Annotated in this window: 23 protein-coding genes and 2 pseudogenes; 18 read left to right on the forward strand and 7 right to left on the reverse strand. The window is 60.3% G+C overall.

What is annotated here, in order from left to right:
* Positions 1 to 30 precede the first annotated feature (30 nt).
* The 16 genes and pseudogenes from B7Y64_RS15035 to B7Y64_RS19010 all read left to right on the forward strand — a co-directional run.
* Positions 31 to 2,172, forward strand: a pseudogene (locus tag B7Y64_RS15035) (efflux RND transporter permease subunit); the annotation flags it as partial.
* A 57-nt stretch (positions 2,173 to 2,229) separates the two neighbouring features.
* Positions 2,230 to 2,685, forward strand: coding sequence for a hypothetical protein (locus B7Y64_RS15040; RefSeq protein WP_291329267.1), 456 nt, complete (start codon positions 2,230 to 2,232; stop codon positions 2,683 to 2,685).
* 196 nt (positions 2,686 to 2,881) lie between these two features.
* On the forward strand, positions 2,882 to 4,753 hold the full coding sequence (locus B7Y64_RS15045) for a copper resistance system multicopper oxidase (RefSeq protein WP_291329269.1): 1,872 nt from the start codon (positions 2,882 to 2,884) through the stop codon (positions 4,751 to 4,753).
* A 128-nt stretch (positions 4,754 to 4,881) separates the two neighbouring features.
* Positions 4,882 to 5,706: a copper resistance protein B gene (locus B7Y64_RS15050; RefSeq protein ID WP_291329325.1), complete on the forward strand. Its 825-nt coding sequence runs from the start codon at positions 4,882 to 4,884 to the stop codon at positions 5,704 to 5,706.
* Positions 5,707 to 5,775: 69 nt separating this feature from the next.
* Complete coding sequence (locus B7Y64_RS15055; protein ID WP_291329271.1) at positions 5,776 to 6,306, forward strand: cupredoxin family protein; 531 nt, start codon at positions 5,776 to 5,778, stop codon at positions 6,304 to 6,306.
* Positions 6,307 to 6,472: 166 nt separating this feature from the next.
* Positions 6,473 to 6,955, forward strand: coding sequence for a hypothetical protein (locus tag B7Y64_RS15060; RefSeq protein WP_291329273.1), 483 nt, complete (start codon positions 6,473 to 6,475; stop codon positions 6,953 to 6,955).
* 10 nt (positions 6,956 to 6,965) lie between these two features.
* Positions 6,966 to 7,418 carry a DUF302 domain-containing protein gene (locus B7Y64_RS15065; RefSeq protein WP_291329275.1) on the forward strand — a complete coding sequence of 151 codons (453 nt, stop codon included), beginning with the start codon at positions 6,966 to 6,968 and terminating at the stop codon, positions 7,416 to 7,418.
* A 17-nt stretch (positions 7,419 to 7,435) separates the two neighbouring features.
* Positions 7,436 to 7,672, forward strand: coding sequence for an SHOCT domain-containing protein (locus B7Y64_RS15070; RefSeq protein WP_291329276.1), 237 nt, complete (start codon positions 7,436 to 7,438; stop codon positions 7,670 to 7,672).
* A gap of 245 nt (positions 7,673 to 7,917) precedes the next feature.
* On the forward strand, positions 7,918 to 8,091 hold the full coding sequence (locus B7Y64_RS19005) for a DUF2933 domain-containing protein (RefSeq protein ID WP_349770406.1): 174 nt from the start codon (positions 7,918 to 7,920) through the stop codon (positions 8,089 to 8,091).
* Between the two features lie 4 nt (positions 8,092 to 8,095).
* Positions 8,096 to 10,450 carry a heavy metal translocating P-type ATPase gene (locus tag B7Y64_RS15080; protein ID WP_291329280.1) on the forward strand — a complete coding sequence of 785 codons (2,355 nt, stop codon included), beginning with the start codon at positions 8,096 to 8,098 and terminating at the stop codon, positions 10,448 to 10,450.
* Positions 10,451 to 10,796: 346 nt separating this feature from the next.
* Positions 10,797 to 12,491, forward strand: a complete 1,695-nt coding sequence (locus B7Y64_RS15085) for a DUF3141 domain-containing protein (RefSeq protein WP_291329327.1) — start codon at positions 10,797 to 10,799, stop codon at positions 12,489 to 12,491.
* 16 nt (positions 12,492 to 12,507) lie between these two features.
* Positions 12,508 to 13,323 (forward strand): enoyl-ACP reductase FabI, encoded by an 816-nt coding sequence (fabI, locus tag B7Y64_RS15090; protein WP_291329282.1) that lies wholly within the window; start codon positions 12,508 to 12,510, stop codon positions 13,321 to 13,323.
* A gap of 156 nt (positions 13,324 to 13,479) precedes the next feature.
* Positions 13,480 to 13,842 (forward strand): hypothetical protein, encoded by a 363-nt coding sequence (locus B7Y64_RS15095; RefSeq protein ID WP_291329284.1) that lies wholly within the window; start codon positions 13,480 to 13,482, stop codon positions 13,840 to 13,842.
* Positions 13,843 to 13,963: 121 nt separating this feature from the next.
* Positions 13,964 to 14,416: a cytochrome c gene (locus B7Y64_RS15100; protein WP_291329286.1), complete on the forward strand. Its 453-nt coding sequence runs from the start codon at positions 13,964 to 13,966 to the stop codon at positions 14,414 to 14,416.
* Between the two features lie 128 nt (positions 14,417 to 14,544).
* Positions 14,545 to 15,012 carry a DUF305 domain-containing protein gene (locus B7Y64_RS15105; RefSeq protein WP_291329288.1) on the forward strand — a complete coding sequence of 156 codons (468 nt, stop codon included), beginning with the start codon at positions 14,545 to 14,547 and terminating at the stop codon, positions 15,010 to 15,012.
* Positions 14,999 to 15,373, forward strand: coding sequence for a thermonuclease family protein (locus B7Y64_RS19010; protein WP_291345554.1), 375 nt, complete (start codon positions 14,999 to 15,001; stop codon positions 15,371 to 15,373). Before B7Y64_RS15105 ends, B7Y64_RS19010 begins: the two co-directional genes overlap by 14 nt.
* Before the next feature lie 17 nt (positions 15,374 to 15,390).
* Here B7Y64_RS19010 and B7Y64_RS15110 read toward each other — a convergent pair.
* From B7Y64_RS15110 to B7Y64_RS15130, 5 genes and pseudogenes are all read right to left on the reverse strand, one after another.
* A pseudogene (locus B7Y64_RS15110) lies at positions 15,391 to 15,609 on the reverse strand (DUF159 family protein); the annotation flags it as partial.
* 19 nt (positions 15,610 to 15,628) lie between these two features.
* Positions 15,629 to 16,246, reverse strand: a complete 618-nt coding sequence (locus B7Y64_RS15115; protein ID WP_020228492.1) for a hypothetical protein — start codon at positions 16,244 to 16,246, stop codon at positions 15,629 to 15,631.
* Positions 16,247 to 16,328: 82 nt separating this feature from the next.
* Positions 16,329 to 16,829, reverse strand: coding sequence for a signal peptidase II (lspA, locus tag B7Y64_RS15120; protein ID WP_291329294.1), 501 nt, complete (start codon positions 16,827 to 16,829; stop codon positions 16,329 to 16,331).
* A gap of 113 nt (positions 16,830 to 16,942) precedes the next feature.
* Positions 16,943 to 17,257, reverse strand: coding sequence for a DUF3703 domain-containing protein (locus B7Y64_RS15125; RefSeq protein WP_020228494.1), 315 nt, complete (start codon positions 17,255 to 17,257; stop codon positions 16,943 to 16,945).
* A complete protein-coding gene (locus tag B7Y64_RS15130; protein ID WP_056642836.1) occupies positions 17,254 to 18,300 on the reverse strand; it encodes a cation transporter in 1,047 nt (348 codons plus the stop codon). Before B7Y64_RS15130 ends, B7Y64_RS15125 begins: the two co-directional genes overlap by 4 nt.
* 76 nt (positions 18,301 to 18,376) lie before the next feature.
* On the opposite strand from B7Y64_RS15130, the gene cadR reads away from it, so the two are divergent.
* The gene (gene cadR / locus B7Y64_RS15135) at positions 18,377 to 18,814 is read left to right on the forward strand and encodes a Cd(II)/Pb(II)-responsive transcriptional regulator (RefSeq protein WP_020228496.1); all 438 of its coding nucleotides are present in this window, start codon (positions 18,377 to 18,379) and stop codon (positions 18,812 to 18,814) included.
* Positions 18,786 to 19,493 (forward strand): SOS response-associated peptidase family protein, encoded by a 708-nt coding sequence (locus B7Y64_RS15140; RefSeq protein WP_082564899.1) that lies wholly within the window; start codon positions 18,786 to 18,788, stop codon positions 19,491 to 19,493. Before cadR ends, B7Y64_RS15140 begins: the two co-directional genes overlap by 29 nt.
* On the opposite strand, the gene B7Y64_RS15145 is transcribed toward B7Y64_RS15140, so the two are convergent.
* Positions 19,490 to 19,918 (reverse strand): hypothetical protein, encoded by a 429-nt coding sequence (locus B7Y64_RS15145; protein ID WP_020228498.1) that lies wholly within the window; start codon positions 19,916 to 19,918, stop codon positions 19,490 to 19,492. The two genes, B7Y64_RS15140 and B7Y64_RS15145, sit on opposite strands and share 4 nt — an antisense overlap.
* Positions 19,915 to 21,636: a tyrosine-type recombinase/integrase gene (locus tag B7Y64_RS15150; protein WP_083235514.1), complete on the reverse strand. Its 1,722-nt coding sequence runs from the start codon at positions 21,634 to 21,636 to the stop codon at positions 19,915 to 19,917. Before B7Y64_RS15150 ends, B7Y64_RS15145 begins: the two co-directional genes overlap by 4 nt.
* Positions 21,637 to 21,639: the final 3 nt, after the last annotated feature.

Genomic DNA, 21,639 nt, shown 5'->3' on the forward strand with positions numbered 1-21,639 from the left:
AAGTGGCTCAGTTTTCGGTCGGCGCCAACACAGGCCGACTTCATTGAGCACTCGGTGCGTAACGTGCAAGAGGCCTTGCGCGACGGCGCCATTCTGGTGGCGGTGGTGCTGTTCCTGTTCTTGCTGAATGTGCGCACCACGCTGATTTCGCTCACCGCCATCCCGGTCTCGCTGCTGGCAACGGCCCTGGTGTTTCACTACTTCGGCCTGTCCATCAACACCATGACACTGGGGGGCCTGGCGATTGCGATTGGCGAGCTGGTGGACGACGCTGTGGTGGGGGTGGAAAACGTCCTGCGGCGGCTTAAGCTCAACAGTGCCTTGGCAGTCCCGCGTCCGGTGGCCGAAGTCATCGCCAGCGCAACGCTCGAAGTGCGTTCCGCCATCGTGTACGCCACCATCATCATCGTGCTGGTGTTTGTGCCGCTGTTCGTATTGCCCGGCATTGAGGGGCGGCTTTTTTCGCCACTGGGCGTGGCGTACATCGTGTCCATTTTGGCTAGCATGATTGTTTCCGTCACGCTGACTCCGGTGATGGCGTACTACCTGCTGCCGCGCATGAAGCAGATGGGCCATGGCGACAGCTGGCTGGTTTCGCATCTCAAACGCTGGGACGCCAAACTGTTGCACTGGTCGTTTGGCCACGTCGGTGGCCTGCTGCTGGCGGCCGTCCTGGCGGTGGGAATGGCCGCGGCGACCATCCCGTTTTTCCCACGTTCCTTTTTGCCCGATTTCAACGAGGGCACGCTGACGGTGAACGTCGTGCTCAACCCCGGCACATCGCTGGCCGAATCCAATCGCATTGGTGTACTTGCCGAGCAGATCGTCGCCAGCGTTCCGGAGGTGACCCAAGTTGGGCGGCGCACCGGTCGCGCCGAGCTCGACGAGCACGCCGAGGGGGTGCACTACACCGAAATGGACGTGGACCTGAAGGCCTCAGAGCGCAGCCGCACGGCCATCATCCAGGACATCCGCACGCGCCTGGGCGTGTTGCCCGCCGCCAGCAACGTCGGCCAACCCATTTCGCACCGGCTTGACCACCTGCTCTCAGGCGTGCGGGCGCAGATTGCGCTCAAGGTCTATGGCGACGACCTGGACACCTTGCGTGCGTTGGCCGCCGACCTTCGCACCCGCTTGGCGCAGGTCCACGGCTTGACCGACCTTCAAATCGAAAAGCAGGTGCTGATTCCACAGATCAAGATTCATGTGGACTACGACAAGCTGGGCCGCTATGGGGTCGCCCCCGGCACCTTGCTTCGTTCGCTGGAGCAAATGGTCGAGGGCGAGCGCGTCACGCAGATTGTGGAAGGGAACCGACGCTTTGATCTGGTCGTGCGCTTGCCCGAGAAAGACCGTGGTCTGCATGCGCTGCAGAGCCTGATGATTGAGACGCCTACCGGTGCCGTGCCGCTTTCCAACATGGCGACGATCGAGGACGGCGACGGACCTAACCAGGTGAGCCGCGAGAACTCTCGCCGGCGCATCGTGCTATCGGCCAACACCGATGGCAGCGACATGGCAAAGGTGGTGGCGGATATTCGCGCGGAGCTTGCCGCCAAAGCGCTTCCCGAAGGCTATTCGGTCTCGCTGGAAGGGCAGTTCCAGGCGCAAGAACAAGCCTCCCGCCTCATCGCAATGCTGGCGATGCTGTCGCTCACGATGATTTTCCTGGTGCTCTACAGCCGCTACCGCTCGACCGCGCTGACCCTCATCATCATGGGGAACATTCCCCTTGCGCTGGTGGGAAGTGTCATCGCGCTGTGGATATCGGGGCAGCCGCTATCGGTCGCGGCTCTGGTGGGCTTCATCACCCTCACCGGCATCGCCACCCGCAACGGTATTCTGAAAATCAGCCACTACATCAATTTGTGCGCATTTGAGGGCGAGCGGTTTGGTCGCGCGCTCATCGTGCGCGGTTCGCTGGAGCGGCTTACGCCGGTGTTGATGACCGCCTTGGTCGCCGCTTTTGCGTTGGTGCCTTTGCTGGTGTCGGCTGATGCGCCTGGCAAAGAAATTTTGCATCCCGTCGCCGTGGTCATTTTTGGCGGACTGGTCAGCTCGACCTTGCTCGACACATTCCTGACCCCGCTGATGTTCTGGCGCTGGGGCGAAAAGCCCTTGGCGCGCCTGCTGGCCGCCAAGGTTGGTGAAGAGCAGCCCGAAGCCTTCTGATTAACCCACCGCCCGGTGTCAACGTGCGCCGGGCATCCTGACTGAAAGAGCGACATCATGAAAAAAGTCTTTTCCATCACGGCCTTGGTGCTTGGTGGCTTGTTGGCAGCCGGCAGTGCGCTGGCGCACGACGATGCCTACCTCGATACGCAAAAGGCCCCGCATGGGGGCCAGCTGCGCATGGCAGGCGTGTACCACTTTGAGCTGGTGGTGGACCGCACGAGTCCAGACGCCAAGGAGAAACCCGTCGCCGTGTACTTGACAGACCACGCTGGACAGAAGATTCCCGCAATCGGTGCCACGGGCAGCGCAACCTTGCTGTCTGGAAAAACGCGCACCGTCGTCACGCTCACGCCCGATGGTGACAACCTCCTCAAAGGCGTGGGCAAATACGCGTCCACGCCCGACCTCAAAGCCATCGTGTCTATCACGCCGGCTGGTCAAGCGGCGGCACAGGCTCGCTTTACGCCCCTGAGCGGGGCTGGCGAGGCGCAAAGCGGCGGCGCCAAGTGAACTGCGGTGGGTTAGCACAAAGCGGGAAAGCGCCTGCAGTGCGCCGTTCTATCCAGCGCGGCTTCTACCGCCGCATGTCGCAACGAAGTCGCGGATCCAGATTACAGAAATGTAATGTTTTGGTCATGCCCGCATAGGGGCGGCAAGAATATCATGGTCGCTTGTTCTGCTACTTCAGACGGAGACCTGATCTTTTATGCTTTTTCCTCCTTTTCCCCCTTCAAAGTCGGCTTTTTCTTCTCGTCGCCGCTTCGTGCAGGGGCTCGCCGCAGGCGGCGTTCTCGCCAGTGCTTCCCCATGGTTGCAAGCGGCCCAATTGCTCGGTCAAAGGCGTGCCGCGCCCGGAACCCCCGAGTTGAGGGGCACGGAATTTACTTTGGAGGTCGCTGAACTACCGGTAAATTTCACGGGCAAGGCGAGAGTGGCAACCGCAATCAATGGCTCCATTCCAGCACCCACGTTGCGCTGGCGTGAAGGCGACACAGTCACGATACGCGTCACCAATCGTTTGCGAGAAGCCACCTCCATCCACTGGCACGGCATGATCTTGCCATTCCAAATGGACGGCGTCCCTGGCATCAGTTTTGCCGGGATCCCGCCCGGGGAGACCTTCACCTACCGCTTCAAGGTCGAACAAAGCGGGACCTTTTGGTACCACTCCCACTCCGGCATGCAAGAGCAAACTGGCATGTACGGCGCCATCGTCATCGAGCCGAGAGATGGCGAGACCATTCGTGCGGATCGCGATCACGTGGTGCAACTGTCGGATTGGACAGACGAGGACCCGATGCGCGTTTTCGCCAAGCTCAAAACGCAGAGCGACTACTACAACTTCAACCAGCCAACTGCGCCTGACTTCTTCCGCGATGTGTCGCGTGATGGAGCCAAGGCTGCATTGGCCAAGCGCAAGATGTGGAACGAGATGCGCATGAGCCCGACCGACCTGTCGGACTTGTCGTCGGACACGCTCACCTATCTCATGAATGGCACAACCCCCGCCGGGAACTGGAATGGCGCGTACCGTCCGGGTGAAAGGGTCAGGCTGCGTTTCATTAACGGTGCGGCCAATACGTTTTACGACGTCCGCATTCCGGGCTTGAAGTTGACAGTTGTGCAGTCAGACGGGGTGAATGTGGAGCCCGTGACGGTCGACGAGTTTCGCTTTGGCCCCGGCGAAACGTACGACGTCATCGTGCAACCTAAGGACGATGCATACACCGTGTTTGCGCAATCCATGGAACGCACAGGCTATGCACGTGGCACGCTGTCGGTGCGAACCGGGCTAGAGGCCCCCGTGCCGCGCGTAGATCCAGTGGTCGCGCTCTCAATGGCCGACATGATGGGCTCCATGGGCTCCATGGGTGGAATGCCCGGAATGGACCACGGCGCGACCAGCGGGATGGCGGGCATGGGCCATGGTGCGATGGCTGGTATGAAGGCCATGGACCACAGCGCCATGAAAGGCATGGATCACGGCAGCATGAAAGGCATGGACCACAGCGCTATGTCGGGCATGGGCATGAGCAAAGGGTCTGTGCCGCCCAGTCAAACGGTTCGGCACGCCCGCACTGAATATGGTGCCAGCACCGATATGCGCGTGGATATGCCGCGTACCAACCTCGACGATCCAGGAGTCGGGTTGCGCAACAACGGTCGCCGCGTGCTCACGCTGGCAGATCTGCACACCGTAGGGGGACCGCTTGACCCCCGTGGTGCCGAGCGCGAGATCGAGCTGCACTTGACCGGCAACATGGAGCGCTACACCTGGTCGCTAGACGGGCTGGAATTTGGCCAGTCAACGCCCGTCCATATGAGCTACGGCGAGCGCGTGCGGGTCATCCTGCACAACGACACGATGATGACCCACCCCATGCACCTGCACGGCGTTTGGAGTGAGCTAGAGACTCCAGACGGCAGTTTCCAGGCGCGCCGCCACACCATCCCTGTGCAGCCAGCGCAGCGCATCAGCTTCCTAGTTACCGCCGACGCACTGGGCCGGTGGGCATGGCACTGCCATCTAGCTTTCCATATGGACGCAGGCATGTTCCGCGAGGTGGTGATTTCGTGAAACACCTAGACATATCAGGGCAAACAACAATGAAAAAACTGCGAAACCACGCACTTGTGGCAACGGCATTTCTATTTACCGGCGCCTCAGCCATGGCGGCGTCCGAAATGCCCCAATCCCCGAAACAGATGGCTCATTCCATGAGCACATCCGGTGCCAAAGAGGCAAAAAGCCCAGAGATGGATCACGGCTCAATGGATATGCAGATGCAAGGAGGTTCAGCACCGTCCGATGCGCGCGACCCCCATGCGTACTCTGGAGGCTTCACCCTGCAGACTGGGCCCTATGCGGTGAATGGAGATCAGAGACTGCGCCTGGCTGACGAAACGTCCTTTGGATCGGTGTTGTTCGATAGTTTGGAAGCCGTACGAAGCGATGGAAAAACTTCAGGCTCGTACGACATCCTGGGTCGCTTCGGCCGTGACTACAACAAGTTTGTTCTTAAAGCCGAAGGCGAAGTTGCTAACGGGAAACTGCAAGAAGCCCGCACCGAGGCACTGTGGAGCCATGGCGTCGCTACGTTCTGGGATGCCCAGCTTGGTTTGCGTCATGACAGTGGCATCGGCCCCAATCGTTCTTGGCTGGCCATGGGCATACAAGGGCTTGCCCCTTACTGGTTTGAAGTAGACGCTGCAGCGTATGTTGGATCCGGCGGCCGCACCGCCTTGCGCCTTAGTGCGGACTACGAGTTATTGCTGACCCAGCGTCTGATCGTGCAACCACGCATCGAAGCCAACTTTTACGGCAAGAGCGATGTGGCCCGAGATATCGGCAAAGGTTTGTCGAACGTCACCACCGGCATCCGCGTCCGTTATGAGTTCACGCGCCAGTTCGCCCCGTATGTCGGCGTGGAATGGGCCAATCGGTTTGGTCAAACCGCCGATCTTGCCCGCGCTGCAGGCGAACAAACACGAAACACTCGTTACGTCGCTGGCGTGCGGTTCTGGTTTTAGGTCCGACAAGCCATACAACCGCCAACACCTGCTTGGCAGACCTTTAAATCTTTAACTTGGAATTTCTAAATGAATAAATTTGCCTGTACCTTGGCCCTCGCAGCGCTACCGGCTTTCGCATTCGCCACTGGCGACCACGGCTCGCATACCGATGCGAAGGCTGGCACTGCGCCATCGGCTGGCCATGCCATGGCTGGTATGCAGGAGATGCACAACGACACGCATGCATCACTGGCAGGCATGGCGGGGGATGCTGCCAAGGTTAGTCGGACGATTGCAGTTGAGATGGACGACACGATGCGTTTCACGCCAGGCGACGTGAGTGTCAAAGCCGGTGAGACCGTGCGCTTCTTCATTGTCAACAAGGGCAAGGTGCCGCATGAGATGGTGATTGGCACGCCCGAAGAGATTGCCGAGCACGCCGAAATGATGAAAAAAATGCCGGGCATGGCGCACAAAGAGGCGAACCAGATCACTCTGGCTCCGGGACAACGCGGCGGCATTGTCTGGCAATTTGGAAAGGCCGGAACGGTGACCTATGCCTGCCTGGTGCCGGGCCACAAGGAGGCCGGCATGGTCGGAACGGTGGAGGTCCATTGACCCCCCCCTCCAGTTTCGATCCGAAGCAAATCAACCCATTCATTGAATCGACTCTGTACCTAAGTACGGAGCAAAAGTCCGCGCATTTAGCCGGAGTCTGGACAACTCCTACCGTGTCCCAACCGATGCATTTCCTACCGTCGATCCCCATCACCAGGAGCTTCAAATGAACTTCGTTCGCACAATCTCAATTTTCTCCGCTGTTGCCGCCATCACGATGACCACGCCCGCGTGGGCTGCCAACGACGAGCAGCACGACAGCCACCACCCCACATCGGCAGCGAGTGAGCAAATCACGCAGGCCAGTCCCAGTACGCCGGGCATTGGCAAAGGAATGGGGGGGATGGCACCAATGCAGGGCGGTGCCGATCAGATGAAAGCCATGCAGCAGATGCACGACCAGATGATGGCCGCCAAAACGCCAGAAGAGCGCAATGCCTTGATGGCCGAACACATGAAGCTCATGCAGAGCGGCATGAACATGATGGGCGGCATGGGCGGCATGGGCGGCATGGGTGCAGGTGCCGCGAACGGCAAGCCGGCCGACATGGCTGCGCGCCAGGGCATGCTTGAGCAGCGCATGGACATGATGCAGTCCATGATGCAGATGATGATGGACCGCATGCCGTCGACCCCGGCAGCGAAGTAAAGGGCTGACCATGCAAGCCTCACTCAACACCGAGTCACAGTCGTCGGCAGTCGCCTACGGCTTTCATTGCGCAATCAACGACAAGGATTTTGCGGCAGCCGTTGTACGCGTCACCGAAGCGCTGAAGACCGAAGGTTTTGGCATCCTGACCGAGATTGATGTGCAAGCCACGATGAAGGCCAAGCTTGGCATCGAGGGGCGGCCGTACCGCATCCTCGGCGCTTGCAACCCACCACTGGCGCACCGCGCGCTGGAAGCCGAACCTGATATTGGCCTGCTGCTGCCGTGCAACGTCGTCGTTCGTGAAATGGCCGACGACAGCCTGGTCGTCGGCTTTATGGACCCGGTGGCCGTGCTGCAGATGACCAGCAATCCCGAAGTCGCCAAAGTCGCCCATGAGGTGCACGAGCGACTGCAGCGCGTCAAAGCCCTGTTGACCGCGCCTGTGACGACCGCCAACTGAGGCCCAAGGAGGTGCACATGTTTTACGACGGCACCCACATGGGAGGCATGCATTGGCTTTGGTGGCTCTTCTGGATCGCGCTGATCGGGGTCATCGTGTTCTCCGGGTGGGGGCGGCAAGACGACCGGCGCCGTAGCCGGCCCGAGTCGCCGCACGAGGTGCTGAAGCGGCGCCTGGCCAACGGCGATATCTCGGCTGAAGGGTACGAGCAACGCAAGCTGCTGCTCGATCGCGATGCCGATTCAAAGGCCTGAGTACGGCGCCACATAGGCCTTGACATTTACATGATGTCAAGGCCTATCTTAAAAGCCATAGACCGACGCCAATCGTTTCGGCTGTCGAGGAAGGAACTAACTATATGCACAGCACCCACCACGAGCACCTTGGCAACACGCAAGGTTTGTCCGACAGGAATTCGGAAGACCGCTTGCGGGGCACGCACCGGAGTGTGCGGAACAAAGGCATTGCACTCGGCCGGCCCTTCAAGCTTGCACTGGTCATGGTCGCCTTGGTTGGCGGTTTCTACCTCCTACGCGAGCACTGGAGCCATGTCGCCGGCAACTGGATTTACCTGCTGCTGCTGGCGTGTCCGCTGATGCATTTGTTCCACGGTCACGGCGGGCACGGTGGCCGCGCCTCGCCGCCCAGCGATCTCACGAATAAGAAGGAATAGCGCCATGAACACGCTCACAAGCCACGCCCACGAGGGGCACACGCACCATAGCCCGCTATCGGCATCGACTCCAGCAGGCCTGAAAGACCCAGTGTGCGGCATGACCGTGACCGAACAGTCGGAGCATCACATCGAGTACGAAGGGCGGCCCTTTTACTTCTGCAGCGCCAAATGCCAAGGCAAATTCTCGGCGAACCCGCCGCAGTACCTCGCCACGGCTGCGCCGGTGGACACCGCCCCAGCGGTCGCTGGGACGATCTACACCTGCCCGATGCACCCGGAGATTCGGCAGGACCATCCCGGCAATTGCCCTATATGCGGCATGACGCTGGAGCCGCTGATGCCCACTCTGGACGATGACGAAAACCCGGAACTGGCAGACTTCACGCGGCGCTTCTGGTGGACGCTGCCGTTTACGGTGGTGGTGACTTTTCTGGCCATGGGCGGGCACCGGCTCGGTTTGTTCCCCTCAGGCACACAGCCCTGGATTGAACTGGTGCTGACGTTGCCGGTGGCATTGTGGGCAGGCTGGCCGTTCTACGTGCGAGGCGTGCAGTCGGTGATCAACCGCAGTCCCAACATGTGGACCCTGATCGGGCTTGGCACCAGCGTTGCCTTCGTCTACAGCGTGGTGGCGACCATCGCACCGCACATCTTTCCGGCGACCTTCGTCACCGATGGCAGTGTGGCGGTGTATTTCGAGGCTGCTGCCGTCATCATTTCACTGACCTTGTTTGGCCAGATCCTGGAGCTCAAAGCTCGCTCACAAACTTCAGCCGCTATCAAGTCGCTGTTGGGCCTGGCACCCAAGACTGCACGACGCATCGCTGCTGACGGTACCGAGGAAGACATTCCGCTCGCCAACGTTCATGTCGGTGATCTGCTGCGTGTGCGACCTGGCGAGAAGGTGCCGGTGGACGGCATCGTGGTCGAAGGTAGCAGTGCCCTTGACGAATCGATGCTGACCGGTGAGCCCATGCCGGTAACTAAACGGGCGGGCGACAAGCTAATCGGGGCAACGATGAACACCAGCGGCGCACTGGTGATGCGCTCCGAACACGTCGGCTCGGCGACCGTGCTGTCGCAAATCGTCCAGATGGTGGCGCAGGCGCAGCGGTCGCGCGCGCCGATGCAGCGCATGGCCGACGTGGTCGCTGGCTACTTCGTTATGGTTGTCGTCGCCATCGCTGTGTTGACTTTCTTTGCTTGGGGTCTCTTCGGGCCTGAGCAGGGCTGGGTCTACGGTTTGATCAATGCAGTGGCGGTGCTGATCATCGCCTGCCCCTGCGCGCTCGGTCTTGCCACGCCCATGTCCATCATGGTTGCCACCGGCAAGGGTGCGACGAGTGGGGTGCTGTTCCGCGACGCCGCGGCGATCGAGAATTTGCGAAAAATCGATACGCTTATTGTGGACAAGACCGGTACGCTGACCGAAGGGCGTCCGACCTATGAGCGCGCCGTGGCCGCGCAGGGGTACGAGGAGAACGAGGTCCTGCGCCTGGCGGCCAGCCTTGATCAAGGCAGCGAACATCCGCTGGCTGCAGCCATCGTCGCCGCGGCGCGAGACCAAGGCTTGACGCTGGCCAAGCCCGATCAGTTTGATTCCGAATCTGGTATCGGTGTGCGCGGCACGGTTGAAGGCAAGGCGCTGGCATTGGGCAACACCGCACTGATGGATCAACTCGGCGTGAAGGTGGATGCACTCACGGCGCAAGCCGAAGAGTTGCGCAGTCAGGGTGCGAGCGTGATGCATCTCGCGGTGGACGGTGCACTTGCCGGACTGTTGGCGGTGTCAGACCCGATCAAGGCGACGACACTCGACGCCCTGGACGCGCTGCGCAAATCGGGGCTGCGCATCGTGATGGCCACCGGCGATGGTTTGACGACGGCGCTCGCCGTGGGCAAGCGCTTGGGCATCGACGAAGTGCATGGCGAGGTCAAACCAGCAGACAAATTGGCGCTCGTCGAAAACCTGCAGAAGGAAGGTCGTGTCGTCGCGATGGCTGGCGACGGTATCAACGACGCACCGGCGCTGGCACGTGCCGACGTTGGCATCGCGATGGGCACAGGAACCGATGTGGCAATGAACAGCGCACAACTGACGCTGGTCAAGGGTGATCTGCGTGGCATCGCTGCAGCGCGAGCGTTGTCGGTCGCCACGGTGGCGAATATGAAGCAAAACCTGGGCTTTGCGTTCGTCTACAACGCGCTTGGTGTGCCGCTGGCGGCCGGCGTTTTGTTCCCATTGACGGGCTGGTTGTTGTCGCCGCTGATTGCCGCGCTGGCCATGAGCCTGAGCTCGTTTTCGGTCATCACGAACGCACTGCGCTTGCGCAGCACGAAGGTGGATAAGTTTTGAGAAGCAACTGCGGAGCTCATTTCATAAATACCCAACCCAAAGCAGTTCATGTGCTTCGACCGTTCGATCAAGTCGGAAATCGCCGTGATGGTCGGAATCTGCACTCACCTTGTCTGCCTCCCAAATTGAAACGGAGAACATCATGAAGCATGCTGCACAACAAACGAGCGCCCGCGCGCTTGACGCGAAAACGCGAGTTCCCAAAGCGGATGTCCAGCCTGCCCAAGGCCTAAATGTCGTGGTCAAGGGGAGGGCCGCGGTGAAACACGCGAAATCGATAGCTTCGCCCGATAAGCCGAAGGTCAATGCATCGGATAACGCGAATGCACCCTCGGCACAAGAACTCATGGAGTACCAGCGTGACTTCTTCGAGCGCTCAATCCTGTTCTGGGACACGTTGCGCAAGCGCGCCAACAACATGCTCGAACACGAGCGCGCGGGCATGCCGCCGCTGCTCGACTTCAAATATGAAACGCTGCTCGACGCACGCGAATTTGAACGCCCGGCCAACTATGCACTGCTGCGCATCACGCAGGTCGGTGAAGACTGCTGGGACGACTGCGTCGACCTCGACAAGCCGCCCGTGATCGTGGTCGATCCGCGCGCCGGCCACGGCCCCGGCATCGGCGGCTTCAAACACGACTCCGAAGTCGGCATGGCTATGCACGAAGGCCATCCGGTCTACTTCGTTATTTTCTTTCCCGAACCGGCACCGGGTCAGACGCTGGCGGATGTGCTGCATGCGCTGCGACGTTTCGTCGAAGACGTGGCGCAGCGCCACCCGGGAAAGCCCCCTGTGCTCTATGGCAACTGCCAGGCCGGCTGGGCAGTGACACTGCTGGCTGCAGACTGCGAGGGGTTGACCGGACCGGTGGTGCTGAACGGCTCGCCCTTGTCGTACTGGGCTGGTGAATCTGGCGTCAACCCCATGCGATTGTCCGGAGGCCTGCTAGGCGGCGCTTGGTTGGCGCACTTGACAGCTGACCTTGGCAACGGACGCTTCGACGGCGCCTGGCTCGCGCAGAATTTCGAAAACCTCAAGCCCGAAAAAGCGATCTGGGAGAAATACGCCTCCCTCTTCACCAATGTCGATAGCGAGCAAGACCGCTTCCTGGAGTTCGAGCGTTGGTGGGGGGGCTTCTACTTTCTTAGCCGCGAGGAGATCCTCGCCATTGTTGAGAATTTGTTCATCGGTAACCAAATTGAGCAAGGCCTGTTCCAGATCTGTCAGGGATGCACAGCAGACTTGCGGCGTATCAGCAGCCCCCTCGTCATCTTCGCCTCCTATGGCGACAACATCACGCCGCCGCAGCAAGCACTTGGCTGGATCCCGGCGGTCTACGCCAACACTGCAGACCTGAAGAGAGCAGGGCAGCGCATCGTCTATCTGACCAACCCGCATGTCGGCCATCTGGGAATTTTTGTCTCTGCCAGTGTGGCACGCCTTGAACATCGGGCCATCCTGGAGAGCCTGGCGGACATCGAGGCGCTTGCGCCAGGTCTCTACGAGATGAAGATCGAGAACCCGTCTGGCGACCCTGACTGCCATAAACCCGCGTTCGGCGTTCGATTCGAACCACGCCGCGTGGAAGACCTCGTGCATGAAATGCCCAGTGCTGCCTTTGACCGGGTAGAAAAGGTATCGCGGTTAAACGAGACGATGTACCGGACGTTCTTGAGTCCCTGGGTGAAGGCTGTGGCGACACCATGGTCGGCAGAGATACTGAAATGGCTGCACCCAATGCGCAGCAGCCGGTACCTTCTCTCAGAAGCGTTCAATCCATGGATGCGCGGTGTTGCGGCGCTCGCTGAGCCGTTGGCAGCGAATCGGCACCCGCTTGCGCATGACAACCCGCTCATCGAACGTGAGCGTGAAGCCATCGGGAAAATCACGCAGGCACTGGAAAGGGCTCGCGAAACCCGAGATGCCACCTCTGAGCACGCGTTCAAGCTGATGTTTGAACAACCCGAAATGCTCGCAGAACTCTTGCTTAGGATGCGAGCCGCCGCAAGCGGAACGCGTCCCTCTGTAGGCAAATGAAGATTGATGCCTCCACATGGTGACTTCCACATCTGCGCCAGCTTCCGCCGAGACGCTCGACCTGAGAGGTCGCAAGGGCCTTGTTGTCGGCATTGCGAACGAGCACAGCTTGGCATGGTCAAGCGCGCAACACTTCCGAAATGCAGGGGCCGAGCTCGCGCTTACTTACCTCAACGAAAAAGCCAAACCTTTTGTCGAGCCGCTCGCCAATGAGTTGGCTGCTCCGATATTCCTGCCCTGTGACGTCTTGTCTCCCGGACAGCTCGAAGCTGTTTTCGAGTCCATTAGGACCCAATGGGGCCGTCTTGACTTCGTTTTTCACGCCATCGCTTGGGCACGCAAGGAGGACCTACACGGGCGACTGACCGATTGTTCTGCCGAGGGCTTTGCTGAGGCAATGCTTGTGTCATGTCACTCATTCATCCGCGTGGCCAAGCTGGCCGAGTCGTTGATGGACCGCGGCGGCAGCCTCACTACGCTGAGCTTCTTCGGTGCTGAGAGGGTCGTCGACCACTACAACGTGATGGGGCCGGTCAAGGCCGCCCTGGAAAGCTCGGTGCGCTACCTGGCCCATGAGCTCGGAGGCAGCAATATCCGCGTGAATGCCATTTCTGCAGGTGCGGTCCAGACGCGAGCTGCCTCGGGAATCAAGCACTTTGACGACTTGCTCAACGAGTCTATGCGGATGGCGCCGCTGCGACGCACAGTTGACGCCTGCGAAGTAGGTCGTGCAGCGCTGCTCCTTGCGAGCGATTACGCATCTGGCATCACCGGTGAAGTGCTGCACGTCGATGCCGGATCTCATGTTTCCGGAATGATCTTCCCTGAATAACAATAAATTCGGAGTGCCAAAATTACTGAAGTGTAATTTTTTTGACATCTGAATGTTGGCGGTTTGAATTTACATTAGTCTCAGTGATTCGATTCGACATCACCCGCTACTTTCAATTGAATGTATGCGTCAATAAAACTCGATAAAGGATTTCAAATGACTATTCGTAAACTTGCCATCGCTACTCTACTTGCAGGTGCATCCGTGACTGCAGCCTTTGCCTCTCAACCTCTCCACTGGGTAGGGGGAGAGATTGGTTTTGTTGAACATAATACGCCCAGCACCGTCACGCGTGAACAAGTCATGCAGGATTATCAGTTGTCTCGCCAGAGCAAATTTGATAGCTCTGGCGAAATGCAATTGGGCGGAGACGGTGGCTATGTTGAGCCACAACATTCCTACGCGGTTGGCGGTGGGAAAATACGTCACACCGACAAAATTGCCCACAACACGGTGAAACCGGATTATCAGCACTCCGCTGCTGAACACGCGTATTTCTCGAAAACCTACGTGAACTGAATGCGATAGCTGATTTGAGGGGAAGAAGGTATTTATTTGGTTAAGGTTCAACCCCTCAGCTATCTAGATTTAAGCGCAGTAAATTTCGACTGACCAATATAATCTAAAAAGAAAGAACGATATGAACTTCAGCACTTCGTCATTCAGGAAGGGGCTGCTCTTCGTTCTAGTGGCCGCCCTCGCTGGCGGCGCAGCACTTTTTTGGATGCAGACCCAACGGCATTCACAAGCCGCGTCAACCACCACAACCCAGGCCGTTAAAGTGCCTGAATATTCAACGATGGGACGGGCCGGGCTCGTCGCGTTTGAGGCGACTTGCGCACGTTGTCACGGCAGTAACGGCACTGGCACGGACAAAGGGCCACCGCTGCTCCACGAAATTTACAACCCTGGCCATCACCCCGATGGAGCTTTTGTTTCGGCGGTTCGCCAAGGCGTCCGCCGCCACCATTGGAACTTCGGCGACATGCCCTCGCAACCTCAAGTTAGCGACCGTGAAATTGCCGAAATCGTGCGCTACGTGCGTGAGCTGCAGGTCGCCAATGGAATTGTGTATCGTGAACACCGAATGTAGAAGATAGGCCTCCACTCTGAAACATGCCGGCCAACACTGGACCAAGTCCTACAGTCGCCCAACGCTTGTAGCAGTAACGTCAAAAGCGGTCGGTTGGCGCGCAACACTGCATCAAAATTGGAGATAGCATGAATGATCAAGGAAGCCATAAAGCGAGCTACTTGCGCTTCTGGGCCATGGTCACCGCCTCTACCGTTATCGGTTTTGGTGCTATGTACCTGAACACTTACGAAATCGATCACGTCTTTTTTAGTTGGACGAGATTCTTCATGGCGATGATCATGGGGGGCATCATGACGGCTGTGATGATGCTGTTCATGTGGAAAATGTATCCGAATCGGGGTGCGAACATGGGCGTGTTGTTCCTTGCTGCGGTCTTATTCCTTGCGGGGCTCGGATTGGTGAGAAGCCAAGCCACCATCGGCGACGTCGCATATATGCGCGCCATGATTCCGCACCACTCAATCGCCATCCTGACCAGCACTCGGGCAAATATTCAAGACGAGCGAGTGCGGAAATTGGCAGACGGGATCATAAAAGCACAAGAGGAAGAGATCAAAGAAATGAAGGCGCTAATAGCTGATCTTTCGAAATGACCCATTTCTCCGAAGTGATGCACCCGAGAAGCGGCAAGCCTTCGGCACGCGATCCAGGCAGGCGCTCGCCGAGCTGGTGTTTCGCCAGTCGGTCCGTGTGGCCGAGACGGGGCGTGATCGTTATGGCCGAGTCATCGGCACTGTCTATCTCGGGAACGTGGACGTGAACGCTCAAATGGTGCGCGAAGGCATGGCTTGGGTCTATCGCCAGTATGCGAAAGACCGTGGGCTCTACGAATTGGAAAGGCAGGCCCAGGCCAGCAGGCGCGGCTTATGGGTTGATCCTGAGCCTGTGCCACCATGGGAGTACCGACGCGACAAACGTGAGCGTTCGTTGGCTGCAAAAAACCAGGCTCAATGAACGAATCGGAGGCAAGTTCAGCCGGGCTGTGCTGGCCCGGCATCGAACAACTCGACGGGGGCGAGCTGCAGCAACCGACTTGCTTCCTCCACGGTTCCCGCCAACCAAGTGTCCACATCCCCCGCTTCAATCGGAATCACGCTGCGCTTGTCCTGAGCGTCTTCTGGCGCCTTCGGGTCGGGCTTGTGCATGCGCTTCATAAGCGGGTGCATATCCGCGTTGATGGTCAGCATGGTTTCTCAACAGCAGTAACTGTTACCGGCACTTATCACCAGCGCGCTGCGACCACCAATTCGCAAACGCAAGAAGGTCGGCGTGATGCGAATCCGTGTGTACCAACAGGTCGCCCGCGTTGGGCGACCCGGTAATCCCACGCAAAATCAATGCGCGATGGATCGCGGCATCGACGCCCACGAAGTACGGCAAGTAGTCGTCGACGAAGGCGATCGGCTTTAGGGAGTTGAGCGTGTCGGCCTTAGGGCTCGCGGCCGTTGCCACGTTGTCGGTGGCGTGGACCAGGTGAATCGGGAATCCGTGCAGTCTCAGGTTGTGCTCGCGAGCTGCCCTGAATTCCGCAGGCAAGGCCGTGACGCATACCAGTTCGTAGCCCGCCGCGGCGAGCTTGTGGCACGCCTCAATCGCTCCTGGAACCGGCGGGATCGATGACCAGAACTCGTTGTCGAAGGCCCGCCGAAGCAGATCAAGCCTATCCCCTTCAACTCGCTCCACTTCCCATCTGTCGATGGGCCAGTAGGCGAGCGGATCGCGCTCGCCAGGGTACGTGCCGAACGCCTTCTGCCAAGCGCTGGCATAGGCCAAGCCGTAGTCCAGGAGGACTCCGTCAGCGTCAAGCGCGATGATTCCTTTGGTCATCAGGAAGTTTCGCACAGCAGAGCACGCCTGCACGCGCGGGTTGGGGGGCTCCCTTGTTGTCGGGACTGCTAAGCGGCAACAGTTACGTGTGCCTTCGAGAGGATGTGTTTGCCTCGCGGTGCCCCAGAACTGACGATGCAATGAGACCAACGGCGCCACCAACGATGGCCATGTCGGCGATGTTGAATGCCGGCCAGTGCCAGCCGTGCAGGTGGAAGTCCAGATAGTCAATCACGGACCCGCGCACAGCCCGGTCGAAGGCATTGCCCAGGGCGCCGCCCAGGATGAGGCTATAAGTCAAGCCCTCGAGGCTGCGCACCGGCTTGGCGAGCAGCCAAGCGAGCCAGGCCGACGCGCCCAGGGCGATGGCCAGGAAGAACCAGCGTTGCCATCCGCCGGTGCCGGCCAGGAAGCTGAAGGCCGCGCCGGGGTTCAGTACGTGGACCAGGCTGAAGAACGGTGCGACCTCGCGCGACCAGCCGAGCAGGGTGGTCAGATGAATCCAGGTCTTGGCAGTCTGGTCTGCGGCAAAGACTACAAGCGCAAGGCAATACCAGCGAGCTGGTCGGTTGACATACTTCATCGTTCTTGTTGGTTAGACCAGATCGCAGGGCCGTGGTTGGATTCAGCGCGTTGCCGCACCGTGCTCGGCCGTGAGTGCTATTGACGCGGACAGAATTTCAGCGAGTTCCGGTCTCACAGCATTGGCGCGAAGGCACTGACCGTGGCCCGGCCAGGGTTGCCAAGCGGCAGCCTGCCCGAGAGGTGGCCAAGCGGCACCAGCAGGATCCTAAACAGCTGGCCCGCGGCTTCCCGCACGTCACGCTCACGCGCGGCCAGGGCCAGCATGTACCAATGACTCCGCAGATGAAGCCAGAAGCGCTCTTGGCCAAGCACGTGCGCGGCCTCCAGGACCTTCCACCGGTCAGGTCCTCGGGATCTCGCCCGCTCCACGAGGTGAGCAAATGCTGCCCCGCGCTGCCGATCGTCTATGGCTGTCAGGTTCGTCATTTGAGACTCAGGATGCGCCGGGCACCGTTCAAGACGATCAGACCCACCACGGTGCCGATGACCAGATCAGGGTAGTTGGATCCGGTCATGGCCACCAGGAAGCCAGCCAGGATCACGCCCGCATTGGCGATCACGTCGTTGGCCGAGAAGATGTAGCTTGCCTTCATGTGCGCACCGGCATCCCGCTTCTTGGATATCAAGACCAGGCAGATGACGTTGGCGATCAGGGCCACCAGGCCCATCCCCATCATCAGGCCCGAGACAGGTTCGCTCCCGGCGATGAAGCGTCGAACGACCTCGCTGAGTGCCATGAGCGCAAGCGCCAGTTGCAACCAGCCCGCCGTGTGAGCCGCACGCGTCTTAAGGGCAGCTGCTCGGCCGACGGCAAACAGGGACAGCCCATACACCGCAGCGTCGGCGAACATGTCGAGCGAGTCGGCGATGAGCCCGGTCGATTGAGCGATGAAGCCCATCACGATCTCGATCACGAACATGGCCGCATTGATCGAGAGCAGTATCCATAGCAGCCTGGCCTCGGCCGCATTGTCAGGCGGGTCGATTTCATCGTCGTCACCCATGACCGCGTCCGATTCCAGCAGCTTGGCGCCCAGACCCAACGGCTCCAGGCGTTGCAGGACCTGCGCCACCGGAGCGCCATGCACTGCGGTCAGCTTGCGGTTGGCCAAGTCGAAGGACAGGGATTTCACCCCGGGAACGTCTTGCAGGGCCAACTTGATCATGTTCTCTTCCGATGGGCAATCCATCTTCGGGACATGGAAGGTGCTCTTGAAGCTGCCGGCGGCGCTATCGTCTACCGCGGCCGAATGCACCAGCTTCGCGCCCAAGCCCAGCGGTTCGAGACGCTGCAACACCTCGGCGACCGGCGCGCGATGCACGGCCACCAGCTTTCGGCCCGGCAGGTCGAAGGTGAGCGACTGCACGCCTTCGACGCTTTGCAAGGCCATCTTGATCATGTTCTCCTCGGACGGGCAATCCATCTTCGGAACGGCAAAGGTACTTTCGAATTTTGTGGTGGCGCTCATGGGTATTCCTCGGACTGCATAATTGGAAACCCTCTAGCAACTACAAAGTCAAGCCCGCTGCAAGGGCGGCTCATCCATGAAGATCGGCGACCTGGCCAAGGCCACCAATACGCTTCCCGAAACGGTCCGCTTCTACGAGCGCGAGGGACTGCTGCCGTCCCCCGCCCGGACCGAGGGGAACTACCGCAGCTACACGGCTGAGCACGCCCAGCGGCTCGCCTTCATTCGGCACTGCCGCAGCCTGGACATGACGCTGGCTGAGATCCGCACGCTGCTGCACTTCAAAGACGCTCCTTCCGAGAATTGCGGCGTCGTGGATGAGCTGATTGCAAGTCACATCGAGCAGGTCGTGGTCCGCATCCGGGAGCTGAAGGCGTTGGAAGCCGAATTGCGCTCACTGCACCGCAGCTGCTCGGTTGGCCGTGCCGCGGTCAACTGCGGCATCCTGGGTGGACTTGAGCGCGCGGCCAAGCAGAATTCAAAGAATGTGCGCTCGTTACCACTCGGTTCTTGACGCAGCGCGGCTGCGCGAATTCTTTCGAGCCATCCGCGACAGCGGCTTGGATGTTCTCGATCGAGATGTCTTTCCAGGACGCTTTGCGCCCATCGTGAGGCGCCCGCCCGAGCTCGAATCGGGCGACGAGGCGGTTCCTGAGCGCGAGGCCGTTGTCGCGCGGTTCGGCCTGATCCCTTTCTGGGCCACCGATATGCGCAAGGTGAAGCTGACGTACAACGCCCGCTCCGAAACAGTTGCCACCGCGAGGCCGTTCCAGGCCGCTTGGAAGAAGGCCCAGCACTGCATTGTCCCGGCTGAGGCCATCTACGAGCCAGACTGGCGCTCGAACGTGCACGTGCCCACACGTATCAGCGCGGCCGACGGCAGCCCCTTGGCGATCGCCGGGCTATGGAACACTTGGCATTCGCCTGCAGGAGAGCGCGTTCATACCTTCACGCTCATGACGGTCAACGCCGACTCCCATCCCGTCATGTGCAACTATCACCGCCCAGGCGAAGAGAAGCGTATGGTCGTCCTGCTGGACGAATCCCAGTACGACGCCTGGCTGGACGCGCCCGCCGAAGGCTCGATGGACTTCATGCAGGCTTGTCCGCCTGAGCGCCTGGCAGCCACCGGCGAGCCGGTCGAGCGAGCGCCGGCTAAGGCCGTTCCTCAAACAGCTTCCCTATTCGACTAGCGTGTCGGTGCCCCGGGCACGAAGCTCACGACCTTCGCGTGGCCGGTCGCATGCAGAATCCTGACCTCCTGCCGCAGCGCTTCGTTCACCGAGGCCATGGCCTGAAGCTGCTTGCGCAGGTCCAAGTTCTCGGCGCGCAAATCACGGGCAGTCTCCTGTTCGCGTTTGAGCGCCGCCTTGAGGCTGTCCTCGCTTGCGCCGGGCTCTCGGCCGCTCAGGCGGCGAACCTCCTTCGCGACATCCGGGTAGCGGTTGTGAATCAACGCTGGAGTGACGCCGACCTCGACCGCTAGGGCTGTGATCGTCGGAACGGCCTCGGCACGCTGCAGGCGTGCCAGAGCCTCCCACAGATCGGCGGTCGTTGTGTCTCGATTGCGCCCGCGAACCTCTTCGGGCGCCTGGCGTCGGTCCCATCTGGCTTTCATAGCGGTTCGATCCCCGGCCCCAGCTGCTTCAAGACGTCTTCGACCCGGTGGAGGTCTCGTTGCACGCGCTGGACCGCTGCCGGTCCCAACTCGCGGGCCTCCACTTGGAGCTCCAGTTGGTGGGCGTGTATTGCCTGCCACGCGATCCGCTGGGAACTGTCGATCACAGAGTCATTGCAGGCGCCGCACCGCCACGGCTCATACAGACCGGCCCCGCCACAGCCATCATCCTGGGCCAAGCAGTACGAATGGCCGGTGCTGCGGATATTGATCCAATCGGCCGTCTCCTCGATGAGAGTTTCGCGGCTAGGGAAGTCGTGGGCCCGCATGCTCACGATTCGCTGGCCGGCGCGCCCCGCCAGGGGCGTATCCGCGTGGAGCCAGCCTTCGATCAGCTCGACTTTTCGGGCACTGATCTCCGTGAACAGGTCTTCAAACAGCGCGTCATCTTGCATAGGGTTCGCCGCATACAGCTGCGTCATCTCGATGCTCGAGTGTTTGAACTGCTCCTTGAGGAAGAGGACATTTCCCAGGCGATGCCGCACGAAGGTCCAGGCGTACGCCCGGCGCAGTTGGTGAGGCGAGAGGCGCCAATCAACGCCGGCGTAGGCGGCAAAGCCTTTCATCCGGCCGGCCCAATGCAGGCCGGACACGGTCCGGATCTGCGGTGTCGGGCCTGCCCGGCCCAGGAACAGGCGGTTGCAGTCCGCCCGTGCGGCCGCAAGCACACGCATGCGTTCTGGCAGGCCGACGGGCGAGTGGTTGGCCTCCAGTTGAAGCACGCAACTCTGGAGCTCCTGGCGCAGCGGCGCCGACCAGCGCTCCATGACCTTCAGCACCCGGTGGCCGACGGCGGGCATCAGATACTCAACGCGCCCCTTTTTCGTCTTGTGTTCGATGCTTTGGACCCAGTTGTAGACGAGGCCCTCCTTGCGCTCCTTGCGGCCTGCGCCAACTTCAATGCCTGCGATCTCTTCGCATCGCATGCCAGTGAGCACGCCCAGCAGGAAGAAGCACGCATCCCTGAGTAAATTGAGCTCAGGATCGAATCCGGTGAGGCGCAAGCCGAGGTCCCGGTCGTTGAGCATGATGTCCGCCCGTGCCAGCAGGCCCTCGGCGGTGACGTAGAGCTGCTGGAGCACCGCCGGCGGGATCAAGGCCGTACCCCCAGTGGAGCGGGCCGGGCCGGTGTGGCCCGCCTGGTCACCCGCCGATGAGCCCGGCCAAGGATGGAAGCCCAAGGAGTCGACACCTTCTGAGCGGAATCGGTACAGCAGTTCGATTCCAAGCAAGTTGCGAACGAGCGTGCCTGACTTGACGCGGTCCACTGTGCGCCGGTGATGGATGAACCCCGATATGTGGATCGGATGCACCTGGCCCAGGCCGCGCACGCCGAGTTGCGCGAGATACTTGAACACCACGACCATATGCCACGTCAGCATCACGATTGAACGGGCAATCGGAGGAGTCGTTCCCGGCAAGCCTTCCTTCCAGTAGCGGTAGACCACCGCCTTGCACTCGGCCCTGAATTGCTCAGGAACGTTTGCCCAGTCGATGCGCTTGCTGCTGGGGGTCAGGTTCGACTGCTCGAAGTAGGGCCACAGCTCCCACACGTCGTCGCGGTAACGGCTCAGGACTTGGGTGGCGCCGGCCGGGCCCGGCGCAGAGCTGACGACCAGGTCAGCTGGCGCGCCGTCAGGGGCGGTTGCCGGGGCCATCGA

Origin of the sequence: Acidovorax sp. 35-64-16, from assembly GCF_002281195.1 — a bacterium.
GTDB classification, from domain to species: domain Bacteria; phylum Pseudomonadota; class Gammaproteobacteria; order Burkholderiales; family Burkholderiaceae_C; genus Acidovorax; species Acidovorax defluvii.

Coding starts and splice junctions, on each gene's coding strand:
- B7Y64_RS15050 (WP_291329325.1), top strand. CDS start 4,882: ATGGCTCATTCCATGAGCACATCCGGTGCCAAAGAGGCAAAAAGCCCA.
- B7Y64_RS15080 (WP_291329280.1), top strand. CDS start 8,096: ATGAACACGCTCACAAGCCACGCCCACGAGGGGCACACGCACCATAGC.
- B7Y64_RS15095 (WP_291329284.1), top strand. CDS start 13,480: ATGACTATTCGTAAACTTGCCATCGCTACTCTACTTGCAGGTGCATCC.
- fabI (WP_291329282.1), top strand. CDS start 12,508: ATGGTGACTTCCACATCTGCGCCAGCTTCCGCCGAGACGCTCGACCTG.
- B7Y64_RS15065 (WP_291329275.1), top strand. CDS start 6,966: ATGCAAGCCTCACTCAACACCGAGTCACAGTCGTCGGCAGTCGCCTAC.
- B7Y64_RS15130 (WP_056642836.1), bottom strand. CDS start 18,300: ATGAGCGCCACCACAAAATTCGAAAGTACCTTTGCCGTTCCGAAGATG.
- B7Y64_RS15145 (WP_020228498.1), bottom strand. CDS start 19,918: ATGAAAGCCAGATGGGACCGACGCCAGGCGCCCGAAGAGGTTCGCGGG.
- B7Y64_RS15040 (WP_291329267.1), top strand. CDS start 2,230: ATGAAAAAAGTCTTTTCCATCACGGCCTTGGTGCTTGGTGGCTTGTTG.
- B7Y64_RS15140 (WP_082564899.1), top strand. CDS start 18,786: ATGTGCGCTCGTTACCACTCGGTTCTTGACGCAGCGCGGCTGCGCGAA.
- B7Y64_RS15070 (WP_291329276.1), top strand. CDS start 7,436: ATGTTTTACGACGGCACCCACATGGGAGGCATGCATTGGCTTTGGTGG.
- B7Y64_RS15060 (WP_291329273.1), top strand. CDS start 6,473: ATGAACTTCGTTCGCACAATCTCAATTTTCTCCGCTGTTGCCGCCATC.
- cadR (WP_020228496.1), top strand. CDS start 18,377: ATGAAGATCGGCGACCTGGCCAAGGCCACCAATACGCTTCCCGAAACG.
- B7Y64_RS15115 (WP_020228492.1), bottom strand. CDS start 16,246: ATGACCAAAGGAATCATCGCGCTTGACGCTGACGGAGTCCTCCTGGAC.
- B7Y64_RS15150 (WP_083235514.1), bottom strand. CDS start 21,636: ATGGCCCCGGCAACCGCCCCTGACGGCGCGCCAGCTGACCTGGTCGTC.
- B7Y64_RS15045 (WP_291329269.1), top strand. CDS start 2,882: ATGCTTTTTCCTCCTTTTCCCCCTTCAAAGTCGGCTTTTTCTTCTCGT.
- B7Y64_RS15100 (WP_291329286.1), top strand. CDS start 13,964: ATGAACTTCAGCACTTCGTCATTCAGGAAGGGGCTGCTCTTCGTTCTA.
- B7Y64_RS15125 (WP_020228494.1), bottom strand. CDS start 17,257: ATGACGAACCTGACAGCCATAGACGATCGGCAGCGCGGGGCAGCATTT.
- lspA (WP_291329294.1), bottom strand. CDS start 16,829: ATGAAGTATGTCAACCGACCAGCTCGCTGGTATTGCCTTGCGCTTGTA.
- B7Y64_RS15105 (WP_291329288.1), top strand. CDS start 14,545: ATGAATGATCAAGGAAGCCATAAAGCGAGCTACTTGCGCTTCTGGGCC.
- B7Y64_RS15085 (WP_291329327.1), top strand. CDS start 10,797: ATGGAGTACCAGCGTGACTTCTTCGAGCGCTCAATCCTGTTCTGGGAC.
- B7Y64_RS15055 (WP_291329271.1), top strand. CDS start 5,776: ATGAATAAATTTGCCTGTACCTTGGCCCTCGCAGCGCTACCGGCTTTC.
- B7Y64_RS19005 (WP_349770406.1), top strand. CDS start 7,918: ATGGTCGCCTTGGTTGGCGGTTTCTACCTCCTACGCGAGCACTGGAGC.